At 49.0% G+C, this 26554-nt stretch carries 20 protein-coding genes; 4 read left to right on the top strand and 16 right to left on the bottom strand.

The genetic code is table 11. The features are described 5' to 3' along the window. Positions 1-478: 478 nt before the first annotated feature. Positions 479-673, top strand: a complete 195-nt coding sequence (locus ACXLDX_RS14915) for a hypothetical protein (RefSeq protein ID WP_457577980.1) — start codon at positions 479-481, stop codon at positions 671-673. A 9-nt stretch (positions 674-682) separates the two neighbouring features. Further along, positions 683-1498 carry a histidinol-phosphatase gene (locus ACXLDX_RS14910; RefSeq protein ID WP_457577979.1) on the top strand — a complete coding sequence of 272 codons (816 nt, stop codon included), beginning with the start codon at positions 683-685 and terminating at the stop codon, positions 1496-1498. On the opposite strand, the gene ACXLDX_RS14905 is transcribed toward ACXLDX_RS14910, so the two are convergent. Further along, on the bottom strand, positions 1473-3233 hold the full coding sequence (locus ACXLDX_RS14905; RefSeq protein ID WP_457577978.1) for a HEAT repeat domain-containing protein: 1761 nt from the start codon (positions 3231-3233) through the stop codon (positions 1473-1475). The two genes, ACXLDX_RS14910 and ACXLDX_RS14905, sit on opposite strands and share 26 nt — an antisense overlap. A gap of 176 nt (positions 3234-3409) precedes the next feature. Here ACXLDX_RS14905 and ACXLDX_RS14900 point away from each other — a divergent pair, with 176 nt between their 5' ends. Continuing rightward, complete coding sequence (locus tag ACXLDX_RS14900) at positions 3410-3934, top strand: rhodanese-like domain-containing protein (RefSeq protein WP_457577977.1); 525 nt, start codon at positions 3410-3412, stop codon at positions 3932-3934. Between the two features lie 8 nt (positions 3935-3942). Further along, entirely contained in the window at positions 3943-4818 is an 876-nt protein-coding gene (locus tag ACXLDX_RS14895; protein ID WP_457577976.1) for a metallophosphoesterase family protein, read from the top strand. A gap of 17 nt (positions 4819-4835) precedes the next feature. On the opposite strand, the gene ACXLDX_RS14890 is transcribed toward ACXLDX_RS14895, so the two are convergent. From ACXLDX_RS14890 to ACXLDX_RS14820, 15 genes are all read right to left on the bottom strand, one after another. Continuing rightward, entirely contained in the window at positions 4836-6563 is a 1728-nt protein-coding gene (locus tag ACXLDX_RS14890; protein WP_457577975.1) for an FAD-dependent oxidoreductase, read from the bottom strand. A 53-nt stretch (positions 6564-6616) separates the two neighbouring features. Then, positions 6617-7444, bottom strand: a complete 828-nt coding sequence (locus ACXLDX_RS14885) for an ABC transporter permease (RefSeq protein ID WP_457577974.1) — start codon at positions 7442-7444, stop codon at positions 6617-6619. Beyond that, positions 7441-8100 carry an ABC transporter ATP-binding protein gene (locus ACXLDX_RS14880; RefSeq protein ID WP_457577973.1) on the bottom strand — a complete coding sequence of 220 codons (660 nt, stop codon included), beginning with the start codon at positions 8098-8100 and terminating at the stop codon, positions 7441-7443. The genes ACXLDX_RS14885 and ACXLDX_RS14880 overlap by 4 nt, the downstream gene beginning before the upstream one ends. After that, positions 8054-9517 (bottom strand): two-component system sensor histidine kinase NtrB, encoded by a 1464-nt coding sequence (locus ACXLDX_RS14875; protein WP_457577972.1) that lies wholly within the window; start codon positions 9515-9517, stop codon positions 8054-8056. Before ACXLDX_RS14875 ends, ACXLDX_RS14880 begins: the two co-directional genes overlap by 47 nt. Further along, positions 9510-11156 carry a radical SAM protein gene (locus ACXLDX_RS14870; RefSeq protein ID WP_457577971.1) on the bottom strand — a complete coding sequence of 549 codons (1647 nt, stop codon included), beginning with the start codon at positions 11154-11156 and terminating at the stop codon, positions 9510-9512. The genes ACXLDX_RS14875 and ACXLDX_RS14870 overlap by 8 nt, the downstream gene beginning before the upstream one ends. A 185-nt stretch (positions 11157-11341) precedes the next feature. After that, entirely contained in the window at positions 11342-12556 is a 1215-nt protein-coding gene (gene ftsZ / locus ACXLDX_RS14865; protein WP_457577981.1) for a cell division protein FtsZ, read from the bottom strand. Between the two features lie 339 nt (positions 12557-12895). Next, on the bottom strand, positions 12896-14182 hold the full coding sequence (gene ftsA, locus ACXLDX_RS14860) for a cell division protein FtsA (protein WP_457577970.1): 1287 nt from the start codon (positions 14180-14182) through the stop codon (positions 12896-12898). A gap of 2 nt (positions 14183-14184) precedes the next feature. Continuing rightward, entirely contained in the window at positions 14185-15201 is a 1017-nt protein-coding gene (locus ACXLDX_RS14855) for a cell division protein FtsQ/DivIB (RefSeq protein WP_457577969.1), read from the bottom strand. Positions 15202-15317: 116 nt separating this feature from the next. Next, positions 15318-16241, bottom strand: coding sequence for a UDP-N-acetylmuramate dehydrogenase (murB, locus tag ACXLDX_RS14850; RefSeq protein ID WP_457577968.1), 924 nt, complete (start codon positions 16239-16241; stop codon positions 15318-15320). A 104-nt stretch (positions 16242-16345) separates the two neighbouring features. After that, on the bottom strand, positions 16346-17725 hold the full coding sequence (gene murC, locus ACXLDX_RS14845; RefSeq protein WP_457577967.1) for a UDP-N-acetylmuramate--L-alanine ligase: 1380 nt from the start codon (positions 17723-17725) through the stop codon (positions 16346-16348). A gap of 50 nt (positions 17726-17775) precedes the next feature. Beyond that, positions 17776-18885 carry an undecaprenyldiphospho-muramoylpentapeptide beta-N-acetylglucosaminyltransferase gene (murG, locus tag ACXLDX_RS14840; protein WP_457577966.1) on the bottom strand — a complete coding sequence of 370 codons (1110 nt, stop codon included), beginning with the start codon at positions 18883-18885 and terminating at the stop codon, positions 17776-17778. Positions 18886-18913: 28 nt separating this feature from the next. Next, positions 18914-20338 carry a UDP-N-acetylmuramoyl-L-alanine--D-glutamate ligase gene (gene murD, locus ACXLDX_RS14835; protein WP_457577965.1) on the bottom strand — a complete coding sequence of 475 codons (1425 nt, stop codon included), beginning with the start codon at positions 20336-20338 and terminating at the stop codon, positions 18914-18916. A gap of 68 nt (positions 20339-20406) precedes the next feature. Then, on the bottom strand, positions 20407-21486 hold the full coding sequence (gene mraY / locus ACXLDX_RS14830; RefSeq protein WP_457577964.1) for a phospho-N-acetylmuramoyl-pentapeptide-transferase: 1080 nt from the start codon (positions 21484-21486) through the stop codon (positions 20407-20409). Positions 21487-21510: 24 nt separating this feature from the next. Next, positions 21511-24567, bottom strand: coding sequence for a UDP-N-acetylmuramoyl-L-alanyl-D-glutamate--2,6-diaminopimelate ligase (locus ACXLDX_RS14825; RefSeq protein ID WP_457577963.1), 3057 nt, complete (start codon positions 24565-24567; stop codon positions 21511-21513). Beyond that, complete coding sequence (locus tag ACXLDX_RS14820) at positions 24554-26431, bottom strand: hypothetical protein (RefSeq protein WP_457577962.1); 1878 nt, start codon at positions 26429-26431, stop codon at positions 24554-24556. The genes ACXLDX_RS14825 and ACXLDX_RS14820 overlap by 14 nt, the downstream gene beginning before the upstream one ends. Positions 26432-26554 lie beyond the last annotated feature (123 nt).

Here is a 26554-nt window from a genome sequence, read left to right as displayed (position 1 = left end):
CGGTCATGGATTAATTATAATACTCATTTGTAAAAAGTAATGGTAATTATTAAAGAGAAATTACGGGAGTGTTGAGTCAGTGCATTATATAAAAAAAGGTATCTGATTACGTATGAAACTCAGCCTGATAAAACTGGCATATCCACAATTTGGCTGAGTTTCATGGGTAATCAAGAAAAGGTAACCGCATACCCATGAAACTCAGTCGGGCGAAGGTAATTGGTCACAGGTTCATTTCCAGGCTCACAAGCAGTCTCTGGGAAATGGTAATTACTCACAGGTACCCCAGCTTTTCACGGTCTCTTTCGTCCGCATAGGTAGGCTATAGCGAACAAAAGAGCCTGCAAAAATCTGAGGCACCTGTGAGCAATTACAGTTCAGAGGTAATAAAATCATATAATTGCTACCCCTGTGAGTAGTTACAAACAGGGAAGAATAGATTTATCGATGGTGAACCTGCCATAAAGGATTACGCTGCATGAAATTGTTTTCTCCCCCCATAGATCTCTCATCCGTCAGTACTGTTGTTTATCATCTACCCGATGGGACGACACTTTCACTGAAGATTGAAGGTATTGAAGAATACCTTGACCTGGAAATGGAACTCGGTCATATCTGTGACACTTCTGAAATCGACGGTGTTCTCCATTTTTTTCCCAGGGGTAACGCCTGAAAACTCTTTATGACGCCCGTCTTCCCAAATAAGAGACTCCCTCTGGATTACAAAACGGATCATCATATTCACACTTCGTTCTGCGGCCACGCGACTGGAGAGATGGAGGAGTATGTTCTTGCGGCCATAAAACAAAAACTCGACGGTCTGGTCTTCCTTGAACATATGGAAGAGGGGATCACGGCTGAACACTGCACCTGGCTTTCGGAAGAAGATTTTGATCTCTTTTTCATGGAAGGTAAACGGCTGCAGAAAAAATATAAGGGATTTATTGAAATCGGCCTGGGTGTTGAATGCGGTTATAACCCGGCCGCCTGCAAAAAATTACTTTCACGCCTGGAACGTCGCAGTTGGGCAGAAATCGGCATCTCCTGTCATTTTGTGAAAATGAAGGGCAGAGAAAAACACCTGAATCTGTTCAGCAGGAGGAAAGAGAGTATTGAAAAAATAGCCCGGTACGAAAGAGAAGAAATCCTGACTCTCTATTTCGAATCTCTTCTCGAAGCAGTTATCAACCTGCCCGGCACAATACTCTGCCACCTTGACGCTGCGATGAGGTTTCTACCTGATATCCACCCCACCCACAACCAGATGGACAGAATCGAACAACTGCTTGACAGAGTGAAGAACCGGGGAATGGCCCTGGAGTTGAATACGTCAGGGATGGCTATCAGGGGAGAACAGTTCCCGACCCGTACGATTCTGGAAATGGCCGTTTCAAAGAAAATACCGCTGGTCCTCGGTTCGGATTCCCACAGACCGGAAACAGTGGGAGCCCATTTTGAGACCATGAAAACGCTTACTGCTTCAATGCATCTTCCATAGCCGCTCCCAGAGTCTTGGCATTGAACGGCTTGTGGAGAATGGAATTCACTCCCGCCGCATAGGCAGCTTCGTTATCCTGCGCCTCGTTCTGGGTTGTAACCATAATAATCGGCAGAATTTTAGCAGAATATTTTTCCCTGATCCTCGAGGTCAGCTGTACTCCAGTGATTTCCGGCATATTCAGATCGGTCAGAACCATCAACGGTTTTTCTGTTTCCAGCCATTCCAGGGCTGACGCGGGAAATTCGAAAAGAATGGGATCATATCCGAGTTCATGGAGAGTTGCTTTATAGATATTGAGGATCATCCTGGAATCATCAACAGCCACCACCTTCGGTCTGACTCCGGCCTCATCTTCACCCACCAGTTTTCTGGCAAAATCATTTTTGCCCGCATCCAGCAGTAACTTGTGATAATGCTCCCTGATATCCTTATGGGTATGTGGAAGGTAGATAAGGGCCAGTTCCTGGAAAACCTCATCATCGGCCAGATTCATAAAGACATTGTCCACCTGGGCGTTGACAATGATTTTTGCTATATGCCTCGCCTCCTCTTCCGGCCCCCGCAGCAGGTTCTTTATACCCGCACCGAGAATCGGTGAAAAATTCCGGTCAATGGCTCTGGCCGCCGCCACACAGACATGATCCTCCACATCCGTCAGGCCCGCGGTCAAAGTGTAAGCTCCTTTCTTGAGAGGAAGGAGCGCCAGTGCCTCATAGGCGGCAAAGCGTACATTTGCACTCCTGGGTTCGTTGGAGAGCAACTTTCTGATGGGAACAATGGCGGATTCATCGGCGATTTCTCCCAGCACATTCAAGGTATGGATGAGAAAGTCAGGGTCATCATGGAGCAGGTTCTCTATCAGGTAAGGTACTGATTTCGGCCCTATTTCCACAAGCTTCTGCTTGGCGTAGGTCCGCATATGGGCATATTTTGAACGGATGGTATCATTGAGCTTTTCAAGAGAAATCTGATCCTGCACCTCCGAGAAGATAGAGAGAATCAGAAAATCAATCTCATTGTCCGTTCCCATTCTTTCCGCCAGCCTGTGCATCGCTGTCGGGGTTCCAACCTGACCGAGGGACTGCACTGCCGCCATTATCAGTTCACGGTTGGCTGCATAAAGATAATCGGTGAGTGTGTTGATGGCTTCGGGATCACCAATCTGGCCCAGGGTCTCTATAATCAGTAGAATCTGTGCCTCATCCTCTGATTCAGCCACCATGTCCAGGAGAATGGGAGTCGCCTCTTCGAACTTGAGTTCACCCACCACCCTGATCAACTCGGTCTTATCCTCGATATCCGGAGAAGCCAGGAACTCCAGCAGTTTTTCGGGATAAGCCAGAAGCTGACTGAGAAAAGTTTCCCGGATTATGGGCATTTCATCGGCCACTTCCACCTTTTCCGTCAGCAGGTAGAGAAAGAGGGGAATTGAAAAATCCAGCTCTGCCCTGGAAAGAAGATAGATCAGTGTTTTCTTGGTCTTTTCATCCACATGTTCTATCTGATCCAGAACAAGCCTGGTTTTCAACGCATCCCCGGTTTTTATGTTATCCTTTACCTCATCAATCATGTGTTGAGGATTTAAATCAACCATATCTGTTCCACCTGTTTTCTGAGTTCCATGCTCTTCAACCCTCAATTCTTCAGTCTGTTCCCTGGTGAACTGAAGTCCTGATTTTTCTGATTTTCGCTTTCCAGACCAGGAAAGAGCGTAATTAATAATCCTTTTCAAAAGATAATATCATAAAAAAAACAACTTTGTCTAATTGAACTGACCCATTTTTTCAGACAATCGTTGGAAAAAGCTTAATACGGCACTTTCGGAAAAGGTACCACGTATTGACAGGGGTAAATGCAGTGGATAGTTTTTAACTGACCCTCAATTCCCATCAACCTACGGAGGCCGCTTTGAAGACAAAAAACTATTTCCCCGCGTTTTTTTGCTGTGTCCTGTTATCGTTTTCCACTCCTCTTTCCACTGTCGCAGCCACCAGTATTGAACAGATCAGACAAAATGTGGTGAATCTCTGGCAACCCCTCAAACAGAACCAACCCCATGTTAATGCGGTGGAATTTAAAAAAATCATGGACAGTGGGGAAGAATTTGTACTTCTCGATGTTCGCACGGAAAAGGAATACAATGCCGCCCATCTTCCCGGCGCAATTCATATCAACCGGGGATTGATTGAATGGATGGTTCCCGGCAGAATCACGAATCCGGATACAAAAATATATCTTTATTGCCGGACAGGGGCCCGTTCAGCCTTTGCGACCCGGCGACTGCTCGAAATGGGATACACGAACGTCACCAATATATCTGATGCTTTCAGAGGATGGGTTGTTGCAGGATATCCGGTATACAACAGGCATGGCGAGTTCACTCTGAAACCTGAATCTTTTGAGAAAAAAGACCCCTATATTGAGGAAAATTAACCGATCTGATGGTTTCAGACGACTCAATTTCGGCCCTTAACAGAGGCTGCAGACAATTTACAGACTCACCCGAAACAGTCTTCCAACCGGTTCGGTTTGCTGTGATCGCAGATTGCCACATCGATATCGATGAAGACAGTATCGAACACATTCAGGATGCCATTGAAAGACTCAACCATGTCAAGGGATTGGCTTTTGTTCTTTTCAATGGTGATCTCCTCCGGGACGGTGAAGTTGAAAATGCGGAAGCAGTTCGCGACCTGCTGAACACACTGAAAACTGAGGTCTTCGTTCTCCGGGGCAACCACGACTACCAGCCTGCAGATCCGCAAAGGAGAAAAACCGGAGTCCGCTACCTGGCGCCTGATGCTTTTATCAGTTTTTTCAAAGGATTTGGCTATGATAAATTGAAAAAATCATATTACGCGAAACAAATAGCACCAGGCCTGCGCCTGCTGGCCCTGGACAGTTGCCTGCCCGATGAAAGAGAGAAATGGGGTGGTATTCTGCCGGCGGAACAGCTCAACTGGCTGGATACTCAGCTCTCCTCGCATACCGGCCAGATCCACCTGGTATTCATGCACCACGGATTAATCCACTGGAACCGGGAAGACCGGGAAGACGAGTTAAAACAATGGTACTGCATTGACAATGCCGGAGAAGTTCGGACAGTGCTGGAAAAAAACATAAGGGCCACGCCGGTTGCCATCTCCGGCCACCATCATATAAGCCTGCATAATTGCAAACTCAGGGGAATAAATTATTTCACTGTCCCGCCGCTTCTTCCTCCTGTTCCATGCTACACCCTTTTCACCATAACACCCGAACAGATTTCCTGGGAGAGTTGCGACCTCTCCAGCCACAACTGCTCACAGGGTCAATAACTCTTTGTTTTTCAAGCTCAACTCTCCGGTAGCCAGTCTGCCCCCATGCGTTTGATCACATTGTAGCCGCCAGGTAGAACCAGGTTATTGGTCAGCCCCATCGCATCGAGGAAAACCTGAATCTCAAAGGAACGCGTCCCCGCATTGCAGAAAATGATCAGGGTCTTGTCCGTCGGCAATTCACCATAACGCTCACGTATTTCATCATAGGGCAGAGAAATCCAAAGGGATTCACCAAATTTTTCCACAAATGGTGTCGACTGCTTGACATGACGGACATCAAGAACCAGCCAGTCCGGCTCAATGGAACGGTCTGCCATAAAGGCGTAGAAGGAATCCATGGAAATCTGCCTCATCCTCCCCGCACAGAGATTATCTGCCACATAGGCAGCACCATTGATGGGATCAATGGCACTTGAAAAAGGAGGGGAATAGGCCATTTCCATATTACTGAAATCATCTATCACCGCATTGTTGCACAGGGCCACTGCCGCAGCATCCAGTCGGGCCAGCAGGCCGTCGCTGGTGGAACCCGCTCCTTGAAACCCCAGAACCCGCCTGGTTTTCCTGTCGAAAATCATCTCCAGACACATAATGGACTGGGTAGGATAAAAATGAGCCCGATCCGCGGGAGAGGTCAGTGACACCTCAGCATCAAAGCCCTCCGCCAATGCCGTTTCCAGGCTAAGTCCCGTGGAGCCGATAGACATCTCAAATGCCTTCAATATGAAAGAACCCACTCCGCCCTTGAAAACGGAAACCAGTCCCGCCATATTGTCCGCGGCCACCCTGCCCTGTTTGTTCGCCATTGAGCCGAACGGGGCGAAAAATTTCCTCCCGGAAATCAGATGCGGGATTTCGATACAATCCCCTGCTCCGTAAATATGCGGATCCGAAGTCTGCAGCCTCTCATTGACCACGATGGCACCACCGTTTGAAACATGGAGTCCCGCCTCTTTTGCCAGCTCTGAGCGGGGCCTGACACCCACGGCCATGATGACAATGTCTGCCACCAGGCTCCTCTTTGCCGTTTTCACGCCCACAGCCCTGCCATCCTCCGTGATAATCTCCCTGGCCGCTTCACCGAGAAAGACCTCCACGTTATTATCCCTCAGGTGTTTTTCCAGGATTGAGGAAAGAGTTCGACTGACAATACGGGGCAGGAGCTGATCAGTAAATTCAACAAGGGCGGTTTCCACACCCCAGAGGTCAGTGAAGGCTTCGGCCATTTCAATGCCGATGGCTCCTCCTCCAATAACTACCGCTTTCCCAACCTTTCCCCTGGCAATTCTTTCCTTTATTTCCACAGCCTTATGGATATCATTGACGGTAAAAACCCCATCAGCATCACTGCCGGGAATGGGCAGGGTAACTGGACGGCTGCCGGTTGCCAGCAGGAGGACGTCATAGGGAAGATCGAGTTTTTCACCAGTTTTCAGATCCTCAACCGTAACTGTTTTCTCATGGCGGTTAATGGACAGGGCACGGGTTGAGGTTAGAGTTTTCACACCCTTGGCCTTTTCAAAATACTTTTTGTCCCTGAGCATATGATAACTTGTTGACCGCAACTCCTTTTCATCTGAGACATCTCCGGAAACATAATAAGGTATGCCGCAACCACCGTAGGAGATCAGGCTGTCCTGGTCAACCATGGTCACTTCCGCGTCCGCCAGCAACCGTTTTATCCTGCAGGCGGCCTTTGGCCCGGCCGCAACACCACCAATGATCAAAACTTTTTTTCCCATCTCATACTCCATTCAAAATAATGTAACTACTCAAAGGGGCAATAACTCAATGATTAATCAAACCGTCCCTGTCCATTTTCAGAACCGGACCCTGCCAACCTGTCCAGACAGAGGCGATGCCGCTTATCAAACAGATAATAGCCGGACATCCATATGGCACTGATAACGCCAAATCCTGTGCCTGCTGCAATCAGAAACATGATCAGGATCTGGTACTTGACCGCCTCCACCGGGGGAGTACCTCCAAGAATCTGGCCGGTCATCATACCGGGCAGACTGACCAGGCCGGCGGCTGCCATGGAATTGATGATCGGCACCATACCGGTGCGCATGCAGTCCCGGCGTATATCACTTGAAGCCTCTTTCCAGGTCTGACCGAGAAGCAACCGCTGTTCAACAACATTTCGCTCCCGATGAAACTGGTCGGTCAGTCGGTCCAGAGCAAGAGCAATACCTGTCATGGTATTACCGAGCAACATGCCGAGAAGAGGAATGGCGTACTGGGGCGTATACCACGGCTTCACACTTATCATGAACAGCAGAGCCAGAAAGGCAACGGAAAAGGAGGAAACAAACATGGCGCCAATGCCGATCCCATATCCGGTCCAGCCCTTCATCCTTCTCTTCTGACGGGCTGCCACCTCCCGGCCGGCCGCGAACAGCATGACCATGGACATCAGCAGAATCATAGGAAATCTGGCATCGGCAAAGAGAAAACGCAGAATAAAACCAATAATCAGGAGCTGCACCGTCATCCGGCAGCCGAAAAAAATAATTTTTTTCTCCAGGCCCAGGCTGAGAAGCAGGCTGAGGAGGGACAACAGACACACAAGGGCCGCAGCCATACTCAAATCCCAGGCACTGAGTGCTATTACATTCATAGCCAGGTGGATTCCAGAAGATTCTTTTTTTCCATGACAAAAAACCTTGACGCAACCCGCCGCAACTGTTCAGGATCATGACTGACCCAGAAAATTGCCGTACCATGTTCTTTCTGGTAGCCAAGAATAAACTCTTCCACCAGAATCGTATGATTACTGTCCAGGGCGGAACAAGGCTCATCCAGCAGCAGCACACCGGGTCCGTTACATATTCCCCGGAGCAGGGCCAGTCGCTGTTTTTCTCCGGTGGACAGCCGATTTGTCTGCCAGTTGAACACGTCCGGTTCAAAGCCGACACCGGCCAGCAGCACCTCCGCCGCATCTCTTCCCATTTCTTCGGGGAAATGATCTCCCACCAGCTCATACCACCAGGCTGACTCGGCTGGAATCATTGTTACCATTGAGCGCCAGGCCGGTGCGGAAACCGCTTCCGCCGGAACATCATCCAGCAGCACCCTGCCCTCATGCTCCATGAGATCCGTCATGGCCCGTAGGAGCTGGGTCTTGCCGATCCCCGAAGGGCCGCTCAGGCCAACACATTCCCCGCCCCTGATTTCAAAACTGTAGGGACCGTTATCAAGAAACCGAATAGCCTCAACACGTAGAATATCAGGTGACCGCCGGGATATCGATGATGAATATCGTTCCTTTTCCAATCTCACTCTCCACTGTTATTTCCCCGCCATGACTTTCAACAATATTTTTCGTTATGGCAAGGCCCAGCCCCGTGCCCTTGCTTTTATCCGTAAAAAATGGTTCAAAAACCATCTTCAATTTTTCTTTTTCAATACCTCTGCCGGTGTCCCTGATGGAAAACCGGACTTTATCCTTTTCCATTGACGTTGCCACCTGAATGCTGCCCCCTTCTTCCGTGGCATGAAGGGCATTTATAAACACATTGAGGAGTGCCCGGTAAAACAGGTCCCTGTCCAGTAAACATCGCTTCAAATCCGGTGCCAGGTCCGTAATCAATTCAATGCGCTTTCGCTTGAGCTCTGAAGAGACGAAATCAAGCACCTTCTTGACCACCCTGTTCAGATTATCCTCCCTGAAATCCATCTTCTGAGGTCTGGCAAAATCTAAAAACTCAACGACGATGGCATTGAGCCGAATAGTTTCCTCCACAATGATTTTTGCCAGATGTTCATTGCCCGGAGCCAGTTTTTCAATCCGTTTGGCGAGAATTTCTGCAGTACTGCGCACTATTCCCAGGGGACTTTTGATTTCATGGGATACAGTGGCAACCATTTTTCCAAGATGAGCAAGCCTCTCATTCTGACTCAGCTTCTCTTCAAGGCGAAGTCTTTCTAGGGTTCGTTTTTCCATGATCTCCCCGGCCCTGAAAACAATACTGCGCAGAACCAGGAAAAGAATCGCCATGACCACACTTGAAACGATGATAATACGTCCCTGTAATCTTATAATATTAGCATAGCTGCGGGAAAGGTTTTTCTCAATCTCAATGACCCCCATAATCAGATCACCCCCCTCTCCATCCTGGCGAACCTGACGAAAGGGAATAAACGTTTTCAGCTCACACTGCACATCACTGCCGATATGAAGCAGACTGAAAACAGTACCACTGTAAAAGAGTTTTGAGTTGGAGATCCCCTTCAATGCTTTTTTATACTCCTCTCTCCCCAGGTTCTTTTTCCCGACCAGGCCGGGAACGGTCGAATAGGAAATAATATTGACACTGGAATCATAAATGGTGACTGAGTCAATTTTCAGCCCCTGGATAACCCCGCGGATAATGGAATCCAACAGCTCGAACTGCTCTGGATTACTGAGGGCGATACCACCATAACGGACAACTGCAGGCAGAACAAAACGCCTGAACACCTGCTGATTAAGATTTTCTGCAAGCAGCAGTGAATATTCCTCGTTCTGCTCCATCATTACTTCCCTGGCATTATTAGAAATAATCCAGGAGAGAAACAGGGTGAAGACCAGGATCACAAACAAGCTGGAAAAAGTGAAATACTTGACAAGCTTGAATGGCTTCAACCCTGCTTCAAGTTCCCGTTTCCGGATAGAGTCAAGATTTTCGGGTGAGAGTGCTTTTTCAGCCATTGCATACTCCACACAACCTGCATTTTTCCGTATTGCAGGGCACACTGCTCCTGGCAGTAAAACTCTTTTGATATTCCTTCCAGAGAAAACGCTGCCTGATGGAGTGGTCAATAATAGACCATGGGAAATAGTCCTTTTCTCCGTACCCGCGCACCGCGTACTGCTCAGGGGAAAGCCCCACGCATTTCATTGCCTGTTTCCAGGGCGTCCGGTTGACAGCCATTTCCAGCAGCATATCCGCCACCCGCCGATCCCCCCTGGCCAGAACCGCCTGAAAGAGCACATTATCCGGTTTATCGTGGTTGACATGGACGTTTGCATATTTTTTAAACCCTTTCTTCAGATACTTCAATTTTTTCTTCAACCCGGCTACAACTTCTCCGGCCATTCGTCTCTCTCCACTCTCCAGCTGCTCGCTGACTCCGAAAGCATGGAACTGAAACGGGGTCCAGGCTTTCGGTGTAAAACAGTTGATGGAGATGGTGATGTCGCACAGCCTCCCGCGACTTCGACCGATGGGATCGGTTTTTTCCTTGATTTTCGCCAGGAGTTCAATGGATTCGTTGAGGTCCTCAAGGGTTTCAGACGGCAGACCGATCATCAGGTACAGTTTGAGTTTGTAGATACCGGCATCAACCAGCCGTTCAGCGGCCAGAATGAGATCCTGCTCATTCAACCCTTTGTTGATCACCTTTCTCAGCCTCTCCGAACAGCCGTCAGGGGCAATGGCCACGCTTTTCAGACCACTTTTAGAAAGCAGCTCAAGCAACGGACCAGACAACCTGTCGGCACGCAGGGAGGAAAAAGAGAGGGCACAGCCGCTTTTTTGCAGATAATCTGACAGGGTATCCAGCTCCATTGCGTCTGCCATCTCCATACCGAGCAGTCCGATCCGGGATATTTCCCGATTTCTTTCCTCGATCCCGGCAATGACCGCGTCCGCGTCCCAGAGCCTTGGAGGCCGGTAAATATAGCCTGCAGCACAGAAACGACATCCGCGGGAACAACCACGACCCAGTTCCGTAAGGAAGAGATCTGAGAATTCAGCTTCGGGAGTAAGAAGCTGGGAATGGGATGCTGTCAGGCACCGATCCTGATAGATTTTTTTGATTTTCGGAACCAGACCGGGTTCAGGATGATGAGCGACAAGTCTGCCGCTGTCGTCATATTCAGGTGTATAGAGGGTGGGCGCATAACACCCCCCATGCGCCCTTGAGATATTGTAAAGGAGATCCCGCCTCGAGGAACCTGGAAAATGTTCCAGCAGGAATTCAGTCACCTTCCCCAGCAGGGGCTCCGCCTCTCCAATGAAAAAGAGATCCACAAACGGTGCAAGGGGCTCGGGATTCATAAATGTGGCCACACCTCCGCAGACAACCAGAGGAGAACCGGGTGAGACTCTTTCATCACGATCCGCTGCCAGAGGTGCAATACCCCCACTGAGCAACATCTCCACCAGGTGAAGATAATCGTGTTCGAAACTTATGGAAATATAGACAAGGGGGAACTGGTCCAGTTCTCTGCCTGACTCAATGGAAAGAAGACGTTCTTTGTTCTCGGCCAGAAAAAAACGCTCACAGACAATGGATTCGAGGTTATTCAGGAGTGAATAGACAAGCTGGAAACCAAGGCTGGACATACCAACCCTGTACCTGTTCGGATAGAGAAGAGCAATGGGACGACGGCCTGTCCATTTCTTGAGAAAGCTGCCTTTCTCCTGCTCCAGTAAATAATCTCTCCTGCTCCCGCCACTTCCGGACGCCTGTTTTCTTCTCTTGATAGCGACCTCCTGTACAGGAGCCTGACCGACAGACCTGGTCCAATCTAATTGGCATTTCTGCGCAGATACGCAGGAATTTCAAGATTATCCTCATCCATGAAATCACCCTTTCTCCCTTCCGGGCTGCCGGAAGACCCGAGGTTGTCAAACATATCAAAATTTGAGCCGGGCAGAGGGGTTACCCTTGGATGAATATTAGGAGTCGCAGGAGCCCCTTTGACTATTTTTTCAGGTTCCTTATGGATATCCTTTTTTTTAATATGATCCTCCACCGGATTAATGGTCTTCTTTCTGCCGAGGACATCCCCAACTCCGGTGGCGATGACGGTTACATGCAGTTCATCACCCAGGGAATCATCATAAAGTGCACCGATAACCACCCGGGCATCATCGTCAACCTTCTCCTGAATAAGAGCAGAAGCCTCCATGAATTCAGACATGGCAAAACTTTCCTCTGAAGCAGAAATATTAATCAAAAGACCGCGGGCCCCTTCAATACCGAAATCTTCCAGGAGCTGGTTATCAATCGCTCTCGTTGCGGCTTCAATGGCCCTGTTTTCACCGGAGGCCCTTCCCGACCCCATTACGGCAGGACCAACTTCCCGCATGACCGTGCGCAGATCAGCAAAATCAGCATTAATGAGGCCGGGTACATTGATAAGATCAGTTATTCCCTTGACAGCCTCCAGAAGAACAGTATCCGCCATGGACAGCATTTCCGCCAGCTTGCTGTTTTTCTTCATGATGGAGAGTAACCTGTCATTGGGTACAGTGATGATGGTGTCAGCATATTTCTGCAGCTCCTGCCATCCTTCATCTGCATTTTTGGCACGAAGTTTTCCTTCGAAACCAAATGGTTTGGTAACAACCGCCACCGTCAGGGCCCCAAGCTCCTTACTGGCCTTGGCCACTACCGGTGCGGCACCGGTCCCGGTTCCTCCGCCGAGTCCCGCGGTGACAAAAACCATGTCACTGCCTTTGAGCGCATCCTTGATTTCCTCCAGCGACTCTAAAGCGGCAAGACTCCCGGTTTCCGGATCGGCACCTGCTCCAAGCCCCTTGGTTATACCAGGCCCTATCTGAAGACAGATATCAGCTTTTGACTGGTTCAAAGCCTGCTTGTCGGTGTTGGCCACAATGAATTCAACTCCCTGAAGTCTATTGGTAACCATGGTGTTGATGGCATTGCCGCCACCTCCACCTACACCAATAACTTTCACAACAGCAACACCTTCTGATTCAGCCATCCTGAATCCCATATCTACCCCCTGACTGTTACTTTCCATACTTCTATCTCAATATTATTTCTTCTTCAATCCGTGACGACCTCGGTGATTTTTCCTTCGACAGCACCTTGAAATACAACCTGAATCCTGCAACCGGAAAGTTCAGAGTCTGCGAGACTCAGGATTCGGTAAAACTGCCAATTGTAAAATTCAGATAAAATCCATTTTTCATTTTCTGAAGAGCAGGATTCAGGTATTACAGTTCAGAGGTAATATAATTATATAGTTCCTGCCCCTGTAAATAATTTCTTTCAAGTTCTTAACAAAACAATATAGCATCTGCTGTAATTCCCTGAAAGCCAAATCCTGCACTTACATGATTTTTTTCAACCACCCCTTTACCTTACCAACCATGGTCCTGTTCTGACGTTTGCCATCCCGATGCAGATTCCTGCCGTACATGACAAGACCGACGCCCGTTGTGCAGCGTGGACTGAACAGTTCATCAATCCGGCCTGTTATTCCAGTGGGGTATCCTATTCTCACCGGCAGATCAAAAATCTGTTCCGCCAGCTCCACGAGGTTGGCGAGGAGAGCCGTCCCGCCTGTAATAACCACCCCACCGTTGATCTTGTTTTTCTGACCGGACGCTATTAGTTCTGCATTCATCATCTCCAGGATCTCAACGATACGGGCCTCAAGAATATCCACCAGAACCTTCTGGGTTACCTTTCTCGGCTCCCTGTCTCCAACCGTGGGCACATCCACCACCAGATTCGGTTTTATAATTGAAGATATGGCTCCACCGTAATCCTCTTTTAATCTCTCCGCTTCCTGCAGAGGAGTCCTCAGGCCCACGGAAATATCATTGGTGAGATTATGTCCCCCCAGACCAATTTCACAGGTGTGCCGAATTGTACCATCACAAAACACCGCAAGATCCGTTGTCCCGCCGCCGATATCAATCAAGGCCACACCCAGTTCCATCTCGTCCAGACTGAGAACCGCATTGGCGGAAGCTATGGATTCCAGCACAAGTTGGGCTACATCAAGGCCTGCCTTATTGCAACAGGTCACAAGATTATGCACCGCACCGAGGTCAGCCGTTACGATATGAACATTGGTTACCAGCCGCACCCCGGTCATACCCACGGGATTCTGGATACCTGTGTGATCATCCACCATGAATTCCTGGGGGATTACATGGATAACCCTCTGATTCTCCGAAATCTTTACGGTTCGTGCCGCAGCAATCACCTCTTCTATATCAGACTGCTGGATTTCCCTGTCATTAATGGCAAGAATACCGGGACTGTTGAACCCCTTGATATGATTTCCGGCTATGCCCACGTAGACATAGACGGAACGCAGATCACACTGGGCGTCCTCTTCAGCCAGGGAAACGGCCTGCTGGATTGACCGCACGGTACTTTCTATATTGACAACAACGCCCTTTTTCAACCCCACCGACGGTGCCGTTCCAACCCCGATTATTTCAATGTTTCCATCAAAAACCTCACCGACGACACAGCATACTTTAGTAGTACCGATATCCAGGCCGACCACAAGTTCTCCCGGTTCCTGGTGAATATCGTCAGCATGTTCCTTCTGGGAAACGTCTTCTTCGTCGTTTATTATTTCCCTGTTCTTCCCATTCATACTCAGTTAACCTGGTTGACTCTCGAAACGAGCACCTTGTCTTGTAAATAGTCCATCCGGATATATTCAATTCCGGCGATACGTTCATCCCTGTTCCGGTTACTGTACAGATATCTGAGACACCGAACCAGGTTTATGTATTTCTCTTTAGTGTCCTTAGTGTTACCATTTCCAAAGTAAATTGGAAACGGATATTCCACCAGGTAAATCACCATTTCCCCCTTCCTGTTCACATGGACTTCAGAAACAGAATGGACAGGCAGATGAGGATCATTTTTCCTGACAAACTTTAATAAAGTCAATATATTTCTGAACGCTTTTTCACGATCTCCGGCATCTTCAATTTCCTCCACACCTGTAACCACCGGGTAATCCACATCCCCCCCCACAGGTACATCGAGAAAGGGTACTCCTTTTTTATCTATATACACAAGCTTGTCGGATCCTGAAACAGTTCTCTGCAGAATTGCAACAGGTTCATGCTCCCTGACAGTAATGACCACGGAATCCGGCCATTTTCTTTTCATGTTGACGGAAGCAATATGTGGATTTTTCAGCAATTTCTCCCTGACTGTATCCTCATCCAGTCCTATCAGGCTGGTGCGATGGACTATTATTCCTGAAAGCTCACGAAGCTGATTGTCAGTTACTACACTGTTACCTGAAAAAACCAGTCTTTCCACCTGAAAAAAAGAAATACCTGAAAGACAGTCAGCCAGAAATCCACTCCCAAACAAACCCACGGCAACGAAAAGAGGAACTGCCGCCAGAACAGCCGCTGTTCTGGCGGCTGCACGCCGTCTGCCCCTGTTTGAAACCCTGCTGTAATCCGACCGGATTTTCCGCTTTATGGACCATCTCTTTATTTTTAAAAAAATAGTTTTTTTTCTGTTCAGGTTGTGGCCTTTTTCGCCGGGAACACCTTTGATATGCAGTTCGTCTGTGCGAACTGTCCGCTCTCCATTTCTCCCCTTTACGGCTGACAGGACTATCTTTTTCAAAAAAGAAAACATTTCCATTCACCCCCTGGACCGAATTCCTGTACAGATGAACCGGCATGACCGGCCCCTGAGGCACAGTCACAAAAACCAATGAAAATCCTGACTGCGGCAATAAAACCTTCAACCGAGGATTTTCAGATAAAATGGACTTCCGGCTGCAACTCCACTCCACTGTCCTCTTTAACTTTTTTCTGGATCCTGTTCATCAGACTCAGGACATCGCCCGCTGTAGCCTTTCCGCAGTTCACCAGAAAATTAGCATGTTTTTCCGATACCATGGCATCACCTACCCTGACCCCTTTGAAACCGCTGGCCTCAATTAATCGCCCGGCACTGTCATTATCAGGATTCTTGAAGAAAGAACCGGCATTGGCAAAACTACTCGGCTGAATACGCCGACGCTTCTCCTGGAGCCTGCGACAACGACCCCTTATCTTTTCCGGATCCTCCCGCTTCAACAGAAATTCCACCTCACTGATGACAGCCCCGCCGGAAATATCGCTGTAATCCTTCCAGCATCTATATTCAAAATGCAGATCCTCCCGTTTCAACACCTTCTCCCCGTCATCGGAAGTCAATGTTATGCTGTTAACAATTGAACTGATATCCTCACCCCAGGCCCCCGCATTCATTATAACCGCACCGCCGACGGTTCCGGGAATACCACCGGCAAATTCCAGTCCCGCAAGCCCCTTTTCCATGCAGTTCAGAGAAAATCTGCCCAGGCTGCAGCCGGAACCCGCCCTGACAAGAACCCTGTCATCACCCATGTCAATACAGCCTGAAATTGCCTGGAATTCTTTACCCAGCAGAAGGATTACACCGGGAAATCCACGATCCGCCACAAGAAGATTGGTTCCGCGACCAATTATACGCCACATGATTTCCTCTTCTTTGAGAAATTTCAGCAACAGAACCAGTTCCTCCTTCAGATTAACAGTAACAATTGCTTCTGCCGGACCTCCAATGGAAAAAGACGTGTAGATACTCATCATGCACTCCCATTTCACCGGATGTGAAACAAGAGAAACAAGTTTCTCTTTCTGGAAACTGTTCATGATCTCCTCCCGTATCGTTACCATTCCCAGATTCAACAACTCTATGAGCAACCACTCACATAATCAGCAACTCTTTGATTTTATATTCTTTCAACGCTAACTGATCAGTTGTCCTTCAGGGCTTTTAGCAGCTCCTCCCCGACATTGACGATATTACCTGCCCCCAGGGTCAGTACAAGATCACCCTGTTTCAGGAGGGGGAGAAGCTTCCCGGCCATGGTGGCGACTTCAGCCATGTACAGTACATGTTTCTGGCCATGCTTTCTCGCGGCCTCAAGCAGCTTTTCACCGGTAACCCCTTCCAGCGGTCTCTCGCTGGCCGCATAGATTTCGGTCATCACAAGAAGATCAGCCTGGTGAAAACAGGTCTGGAACTCTTTAAACAAAGCCTTCGTTCTCGTATACCTGTGAGGCTGAAAAAGCACCACAAGTCTTTTATCCGGCCATGCCTGCTTAATCGCCGACAGAGTAGCCCGTATTTCCGTTGGATGATGCCCGTAGTCATCAACCACGGTAATTCCAGCGACTTCCCCTTTTTTTTCCATTCGCCTCTGTACACCTGCGAAACTCTCCAGACCATCCTTGATCTTTGCAAAACTCATCTGCAGCTCCAGACCGACACCCACCGCCGCCAGGCTGTTGTACACGTTATGTCTGCCCGGCGGAGCAATGGATAATTTGCCAAGTTCCACGCTATTCTGCCGGACGTCAAAATGCACCCTGCCATTGTCATAGTAGAGATTTTCCCCGTAAATATCGGCCTGGGGGGTCAAGCCATAGGTTATCACTCTTTTACTGATTTTCGGCAGAATATCTGCTATGTTCCCATCATCCAGACAGACTATGGCCGCACCGTAAAACGGAACCTTATCAATGAAATCAAGAAAAGTTTCCTTGATATGATCAATATCCCGATAGTAATCCAGGTGTTCCAGGTCTATATTGGTGACCACCTCCAGTACCGGTGCCAGTTTCAAAAATGAACCATCACTTTCATCGGCCTCAGCCACCAGGAATTCCCCCTGCCCCAGCTTTGCATTGCCCCCGAGGGCATCAACCTTTCCACCGATAACAACTGTGGGATCAAGACCTGCATTGGCCAGCATCCAGCTCACCATTGCGGTGGTCGATGTCTTACCATGGCTCCCGGCTATGGCGATCCCGTATTTCTGCAGACGCATCAATTCCGCGAGCATCTCCGCCCGCTGGATCACAGGAACATGCGTTTCCAGTGCCCTGGTCACTTCCGGGTTATCAGGGGAAATGGCAGAGGAGGTCACCACCACATCGGCTCCTTCTATCCAGTCACTGCTGTGCCCCTGGTAAATCACTCCCCCGAGGCTCTCCAGTTTTTCTGTAATCACTGAACTGTTCAGGTCCGACCCGGATACTCTGTAGCCCAGGTTCAGAAGGAGTTCGGCAATGCCACTCATACCAATACCGCCAATGCCGACGAAATGTATATGTCTTGTTTTCCAATGCATAATCAGTAATTGGTCTCAGGGGTAGAAACTCTATGATTTTATAACCATAACTATGTGATCAGTTCCAGGCAACAGGCCACAATCTTTTCAGGGGCATCCGGCCAGGACAGCTCCTGCATAGCCTGGCCCATTTCCTCCAGTCTGGTCTCATCTGAGACCAGTTCCAAAATCTGTTGCGCAAGAATTGAACCGGTCAACTCCTTTTCCTGGTACATCTTGGCGCCACCACCCTGAACATAAAACTCTGCATTTTTAGTCTGGTGATCATCCGCCGCATGAGGATAAGGAATAAGGATCGCCGGCTTACCCAGCACCGCGATTTCCGACAACGTTGTCGCCCCGGCTCTGGAAACGAGAAAATCGGCCCGCTCATACACCTTTTCCATTTTCGTGAAGAACGGTTTCACATTTACCCTCACACCAGCTTCCCTGTAACTGTCAATAACCATCTTCAGGTCATTTTCTCCCGTCTGGTGAATCAGGTTTATTTTTGAAAAAAGGTTGTATTCAGGTGACAGAAATGCATCCACCACCAGCCTGTTCACTCCACTGGCTCCCTGACTGCCGCCCAGAACCAGTATTGTCTGTTTTGTCGCAGCCCCTTCTCCCCTGCGATCTTTTTTCAGCAGATCCAAAATTTTTTTTCGCACCGGATTTCCGGTATGCACCGTTTTGTGTTCTGGAAAATATTGCGCACTTCCCGGAAGAGACAGACAAATCCGATCCACTATCCTTCCCAGTTTTCTGTTGGCAAGCCCCGGAACCGAATTCTGTTCATGAATAATCGTGGGAATACCGATACTCTTTGCCGCGGCAACAACAGGTCCGGTAACGTATCCGCCGACTCCAAAAACGACATCGGGTTTGAATTCACGCAGAATCCGTACGGCCTGAACATAGGAAAGAGGCAGGGCAGCCAGAGCTTTTACCAACTGAATTATATTTTTTCCCTTCACTCCATAGCTGAGGATGGACCTGCTGGTAAAACCATAAACTTCCAGGCTGCCGCTGTCCATTTTTCTCCTTGTACCGACAAACAGCACTTCAGTGCCCGGCAGTTGCCTTTGAAACTCCTGAGCAGTAGCAATGGCGGGAAAGAGATGGCCACCGGTGCCACCACCGGTCAGCAGCAATCGTATTGGTTTTTTTCCCTTTATCATCTGCTCCTCATTTGCCTGTCCCTGTCTGTTACCTTCGATCCTGACCAGAAATTCCGGCCAGGTTAAGAACCGTTTTTTTAAACAACCTTCCACGCTGCCCATAACCGGCAAACATATCAAAACTGGCACAGGCCGGAGAGAGAAGAACCACGTCTCCGCTCTCCGCGTATTCCAGTGCCCTTTTAACCGCATCCTCCATGGAGACTGCTTTGGTGCGGACCATCTCTTTTCCCAAAGCCGCATTGATAAGAGGTGCCGCCTCTCCTATCAGAACTACGGCCTTGACTTTTTCCGCTATCGCAGCAGTCAACAGGCTGTAATCATCTCCCTTGTCACGACCGCCGAGGATGAGAACTGTTGAGTTTTCCCCCATCTGTTCCAATGCGGCAATAACCGCTCCGGTATTGGTTGCCTTTGAGTCATTGAAGAACCTGATGCCGTCAAGCTCTGCCACTGGTTCCATGCGATGCTCAAGGGGTAAAAATGAATCCAGGCCATGCTGAACCTTTTCACGGCTGCAACCAAGAAGTCTTGCAGTCATTATTGCCGGACAGCAGTTATAGAGACCTGTGGCATCACCGAGAGCAGTTTTTTCCAGGGAATACTGCTCATCATCACCCTGAAACGACAGGATGATGTTCCGATTGGAAATCCTGATGTCCTGGTTCTGATCTCTGCCAAACGAAATCACTGTTGCCCTGCCGCCTGGAGGAATACTCATGCAGTCCCGGCAATCACTGTTAACGATGGCTGTACTCCCTTTTTTTTGATGAATGAAAATATTCATCTTTGCCCGGAGATATTTTTCAAAACTACCATGCCTGTCCAAGTGATCCGGGCTGACATTCAGAAGCACCGCCACATCGGGCGCAAATTCTCCTGCACTCTCCAGTTGAAAACTGGATACTTCGAGGACCAGAATGTCATAACCCTCAGGCTCCAGAAGGTAATCAAAAAGAGAAATTCCTATATTACCGCCGATAAATACCTTTTTCCCCGCTTCTTGAAGAAGCTGCCCGGTAAGAGTGGTCACTGTTGTCTTGCCGTTTGTTCCAGTGATTGCCACTACCGGCCTGTTTACTGAAGCTGCAAAGGCAAGTTCCCCGGCAATCACACACCCTTTCGCCCTGAGTTCCTCAAAAAGGGGTACTGCCGTATCCACGCCTGGACTGGGAATAATTATTTCCGTTCTGGAAAGAAAATCAAAACTGTGCCCTCCAGCTTCCCACTCCACTCCGTTTTCCGCTAGAAATTTCCCTTCATCCTCTAAAAACTTCTTCTCATTCCTGATATCTGAAACAAAAACTTCAGCGCCTCTTTTCAGGCAATATTTCACGGCACTTTTCCCTGAAATACCAAGACCTACTATGGCCACTTTCCGACCACTGTCTATTTTCAGAATCCCGTCCACTACTTTCTTCCCGTAGCCATTCACAGGGCTATAAAAAATCAAAGAGTTACTCCCCCTGTGACCAATTACATTTTATCAGGTCTTGTTCATCTGACCATCCGGAACAGCTGTCAGCGCAATTTCAATGTTGCAATGGCAAAAAGCCCCAGGATTATAGATACAATCCAGAACCTGACCACCACCTTGGTCTCATGCCAGCCCTTTTTCTCAAAATGATGATGAAACGGGGCCATCAGGAAAATCCGTCTGCCCCTGGTCATCTTGAAGTATCCAACCTGCATGATTACGGAAAGGGCCTCCATCACAAAAATCCCACCCACAATTGCCAGCAGAAATTCCTGCTTGATAATAATGGCTATGGAACCTAACGCACCTCCCAGGGCCAGGGATCCCACATCACCCATGAACATCTGGGCCGGATAGGCATTGAACCACAGGAACCCCAGGCAACCACCAAAAATTGCACCGCAGAAAATCGACAGCTCCCCGCTGCCTGCCACGTATGGAAGACGAAGATATTCTGCCAGTACCACATGACCTGCCAGATAGGAAAAAACCAGGTAAACTGCCGCGGTCACAATTGTTGGACCGGCTGCCAGACCATCAAGACCATCAGTCAGGTTGACGGCATTTGAGGCCCCGACGATCACAACAATGGCAAACACCACATAAAACCAGCCAAGATCCGGATGAAAATTCTTAAAAAAGGGCAGGCTCAAATGGCCATCAAATCCCGGATGGAAATACATGAACATGCCGACCACTCCTCCACCGATAACCTGCAGGATCAGCTTACCCCTTGCACTCAACCCCCTGGAGTTCTGTTTCTTTATCTTCCGATAGTCATCGATATAGCCAATCACGCCATAGAACAGGATGATGAAAAGACCAAGCCATACAAGGACATTATCCAACCGAGCCCATAACAGAGTGGCCAGCGTGATACCAAAGAGAATCAGAACCCCTCCCATGGTGGGTACACCTTTTTTGGCCAGATGCGTTTCAGGTCCATCATCCCTGATGACCTGTCCAATCTGAAACCGCTGCATTGTTCTTATGAAAACCGGCCCCAGAAAAAGAACAATCAAAAACGCTGTTACCGCTCCGCCGATTGCACGAAAGGTAATATATCGAAAAACATTGAACCCGGTAAAAACCGTGTGCAATGGATAGAGGAAATGATACAACATCTTTTATTCTCTCAGGACTTCGTGTTAACCGGTCAGTTTATCGACAATAGTTTCAAACTGCAGACCGCGGGAAGCCTTTACCAGCAGCAGATCACCCGGTCCCAGTTTTTTTTCAGTAATCAATTCTTCTACCCAGATCACAGCTTCTTTTTTTTCAGTTAAAACCTTCACGGCATCCTCCGCCATTCCTCCGGCGACAGCACCTTTTCGCACTTCGTCCCGGAACTCCCCAAGAACAGCAACATGGTCAATTTCCAGCTCCGCCACAAGCCTTCCCAGGTCAAAATGAGCTGCTGCACTACTCTTTCCCAGTTCAAGCATATCTCCAAGAACAGCAACCGCCCGTTTTTCCGCCGCCTGTCTCAGAGTTTTCAATCCTGCCGCCATGGAGGCCGGATTGGCATTATAGGTATCATTGAGCAGGCCGTAACCTCGGGGGCTTTTCAGTATCTCCATGCGTTTATCCGGTGCCCTGAAGTCTGCGAGCCCGGCTGCTATTTCAGACAGTTCCGCACCCGCAGCTTTTGCAATTGCCGCCGCCGCCAGACTGTTGCCGACATTATGTTCCCCCAGAGTATAGAGATGAATATCCTCCCTATCGGTTCCGCAGTGCAGGGTAAAAGTGATAACGCCCCTGTCCTCAAGATTGATATCGGATGTCCATAGATCCGGCTGCACACCTGTAACCTTGCCGGATACACTGAAACCTATTTTCCTCTGGCCATATTTTTCGGATAACCTGCTTACCAGGGGATCATCAAGATTAACGACCAGGATACCATCATTCCGGGTTCCCGCAAAAAGTTCCTCTTTGGCTCTGGCGACACCGTCAATACTTCCGAGTTTTTCCAGGTGAGCGCCATGGACATTGACAATACAGCTTATATCCGGATCGGCTATTTCCACCAGGCGCCGCAGCTCTCCCGGTTGGTTCATCCCCATTTCCAGAACAACAGCCCGGTGGTTCAGATTCAGGGGCAGAAGCGACAATGGCAATCCTATCAGATTATTAAAATTTCCTTTTGTTTTCAGAACACTATCTTCTGTATGCTCCGGCCCGACAGACCATTTTCGTTTAAGAATGGCACTGACCATCTCCTTGACCGTAGTCTTTCCACAACTACCGGTAATCCCGATAACTGTCTGTTCACACAGCCTGCTCACCTGCTTTCTTCTATAGGCCGCCATATCTCCTAAAGCCCTTGTTGTATCTTCAACCCGTATTACCGGGACAACTGGGGATTCGGGCAAAGGCGCCTCTTTTTCCAGTACAAGACAACCGCATTTTTTTTCAAGGGCCTGGTCAACAAACCGGTGGCCGTCAAAATGTTCACCTTTCAGGGCCACAAAAATTGCCTTTTCCGCTATTTTCCTCGAATCTGTTGAAACCGGGCCCAACAGGCCCTGCCTTTTTCCGTCAGGCTCCAGTTTTCCCCTGGTAGCCCTGGCAACTCTCACCGCTGTCCAGGAGGAAAGGATATTTTCCGCCTCCAGCCTGTCATCAAAGAACTGCCTGCCCCTGAGGCTCAGCTGATACGTTTCATGGCCTTTGCCGGCGATGAGCACGACATCTTCTGGTCCCGCCGAGGTTATCGCCAGGCGGATCGCATTTCTCCTGTCTCTCTCCACTACAATCCCGCGATCTCCAGGCTGTCTTTCTCCAAGCCACGTATGTTCCCTGAGTTCCAGACCGCTTTCCTTCGTCCCTTTGAGAATCTGCCTCACAATCAGTTCCGGATCTTCTGTTCTAGGATTGTCGTCGGTAATCAGGACAACTTCACTGAAACGACAGGCTATCTCACCCATCAGGGGGCGTTTGCCATTGTCGCGATCCCCGCCGCAACCGAATACACAGAAAATTTCCCCGTGCGGCAGGGCGGCCACGGTCTCCAGTACGTGTTCCAGCGCATCGGGTGTATGGGCATAATCCACCAGGACAACAGGGCCATCCAGAGACCCTTCCGCCCTGTCCAAAACCCGCTCCAGCCTCCCGGGAGCACCGGTGGATTTCTCCAGCCCCTGTCGAACACTGTCCATGTCCATGTCGATGGCATGACAGAGTCCGCAAGTGGTCAGGACATTGTCCATATTGAATCTACCCACAAGTTTCGATTTTAACTGTACGGGGTTACCGGCAAGTATCAGATCCATCAATGTCTCCTCCAGCCTTGTTCTAAAACCGATTAATCGAACATCGTCCTTTTCACCGTCCCCCCAATACACATTTTTTCCACATTTGTCTTCACAGGTGCGAACCAGTTTTCTGTACAGGCCAGCATCGCCCTCCAATCTGGATTTCCCAGGAAGTACCGCGATTCCGTCTTCCTCAAGATGTTCCTGAAAAAGACTGAGTTTGGCCGCAAAATACTCTTCCATCCCCCTGTGATAATCAAGATGATCTCTGGACAGGTTTGTAAATGCCGCAGTCCTGAAGCGAATATTACTTATTCTTTTCTGACTCAGGGCATGGGAAGAAACCTCCATAATCACGAAACTGACACCACTGTCCGCCATTTTCCGTAACACTTGCTGCAACACCATGGCTTCAGGTGTTGTAAAACGTGTCTCAAGAATCACCTGTTTTCCACTATTGACACTGTACCTGTTATTGACTGTACCGATCACTCCAACTTTGTGACCTGCCTCAAGCAAAACACTTTCGAGAAGATAAGTTACCGTCGTTTTGCCGTTGGTTCCCGTCACCCCGATCATTGTCAACTGATCAGCCGGATTACCAAAATAATTTGCAGCCACTAAACCATAGGCCCTGCTGCTGTCCTCAACTTCCACCAGGACCCCCGCCCAGTCTGCAGGTATACTACCCGCCCGGCCTTTTTCACAGAGAACTGCCGTACAGCCGTTTTCAATTGCCCCGACTATAAAGTCATGTCCATCAAGGCGGGATCCATCCAGAGCAACAAACAGCATTCCGAAAGCAGCCGTTCTTGAATCGGAGGTAACCCCGCTGATGACTGTACTGTCAATCGTTTTTCCATCCTTTCCAGGGGCTACACTGTATTCGATACCTTTCAGCAGTGACTGCAACGGTAACTGATATGAAGAAGTGTTACTGGTGTTCATCACGCTCCGGTTTTTCATCGTTCATTAAATTTTTCGGCCTTGCCGCCAATACAAGGATACACTCAGATATCCCTTGCAATGATGCTCCGGCGGCAGGTTTCTGGGAAACAACCCTACCTGTGCCCCTGAAATGAATCTTCAATCTTCTGTGCTGCAGCAACTGGAAACTTCGCCTGAGACTCAACCCTTCCAGGTCCGGCATTACCCCCGCTTCCACCTGCTGATCCGTTCGCTTTTTATTTCCTCCGCCTGAAAGTCCTGGGCTGCCTTTGCCAAAAGGATAGTTCCCCTCATCTGTCAGTTCAGGTTCCACCACATCAGCAACATTTTTTGCCACCTGCTGCAGGACGGAAATCCGATCAACAACACGATCAACCAACTCAACCAGTGAAGTGGGTTTCTTCTCTTTTTTTTCAGGCAGCAGGGCAGGTGCCCTGACAGTCACCAGCATTGCAAGGGGAACAGTATCCGCCGGTATCAGCGCAAAAAGTACTTCCTCATGCTGAAACCCTTCATCCGGACCGGAATTGACCAGAAGATCCCTGTCGCTGAAATAGAGAGTGCCCGACGATCCTGGAATTGCCATGCTTTTCAACAGTCGCCCCATCTCATTTGAGCTGCTGTTTATTGTTTCGGATACGGAATCAAATTCACCTTGATAAACCGGCAGGGGAAATTTCTCTCCGGAAACAGTATCCACAACGGCGCCTACGGCATGAGGTCGTATGGCTATACCGCTGTCGAAAAGCTCCGTCAATCCGGTGAACAGTTTCAGGGGAGTGGTGGATTCCGGAACCAGACCATATTGCTCCCCTGCAACCTGGTTGAACAGTTTCATGTCGATGGTCCTGGTTCTTTCCCCCTCTTTATACAGGGAAAAATCGGTATACCATTCATCCGTCAGCCCCAACCAGTTCCAGAGCCGCAATTGAAATCCCAGATTCATCCCGATTGAGGAAACAGACCAGGGAAGTGTATTCCCCATTTCCCGCGATCCGAGAAGATTTGCAGCATCCCGCAGGAGAATCCGGAACCCGCGGGGGATCACCATAGGCACGAGCAGTTGATTTTCCAATATCTCATGGGAATACAAGGTAAACTGATTCGGATCAAATCCAGGGTGCTGTGCACCACCAACCAGTTCTCCCGTTTTTCTCTCCATCAGCCAGGCACCGACCTTGTACCCGGATCTGCGTCCGGCTATTTGAACCACCAGATCTTCCAGAATTTTCTGGATTTTGAAATCAACCGTAAGAATCAGATCAAGGGGGCGCCCCATACCATTCCCCCCACCTTCCACAGTATCGCCGGCAAGCAATCTATCATAAAAGAATTCGACACCTGCAAGACCGATATTATTTTCTACGTAACCAATAAGATGGCCGGCCTGTTCACCAGCCGGATAGAATCGTTTCTGCTCCCTCTGGAGATACACTCCGGGGAGATGTCTGCTTTTCAGAGCAACTTCCTGTTCCTGACTGATATCTTCAGAAATCCATACCCTGAGGGCACCACTTTCCAGCCTGGCTCTCAGAACATCCGGCCGAACGTGGAAAACCGCCCCCAGTGCCTCCGCGGTTTCCGGAATTGATTTTATTTCTTTGATTCGCGCATACACTGAAACTCTCTCCAGGGTGACTGCAACCTGTTTCAGGTTCCTGCCATAAACTGTACCACGTGGAATTTCCGTTGCGGGAAATGTGGATCTGACCGTTGAAAACAGTTTTTTTACCGATTCGATCACCCCATTGTCCGGGGCATGCTTCCAGAAGACTGCTCCAATCCCTGCCGCGAGAAGAAAGGCAAAAATAATCCGTGTCTTTTTTTTGCTTTTCTGCACTCGCAGGCGGGACTGTTTGATCATATTCTCTCTCTCATCGTCCTGATGAAAACAATGTCGTTAACTTAAGGACAAGAAGGTTAAGGAAAGTCCCATTCTGACCTTGGTCAAGGGTGCAATGGGACTCATCGCTTAAGTTAACGACAT

Source organism: Desulfomarina sp. (assembly GCF_054039375.1).
The sequence above is the reverse complement of the archived record's forward strand: the minus strand, read 5'-3'. Positions and strand labels throughout refer to the sequence as shown.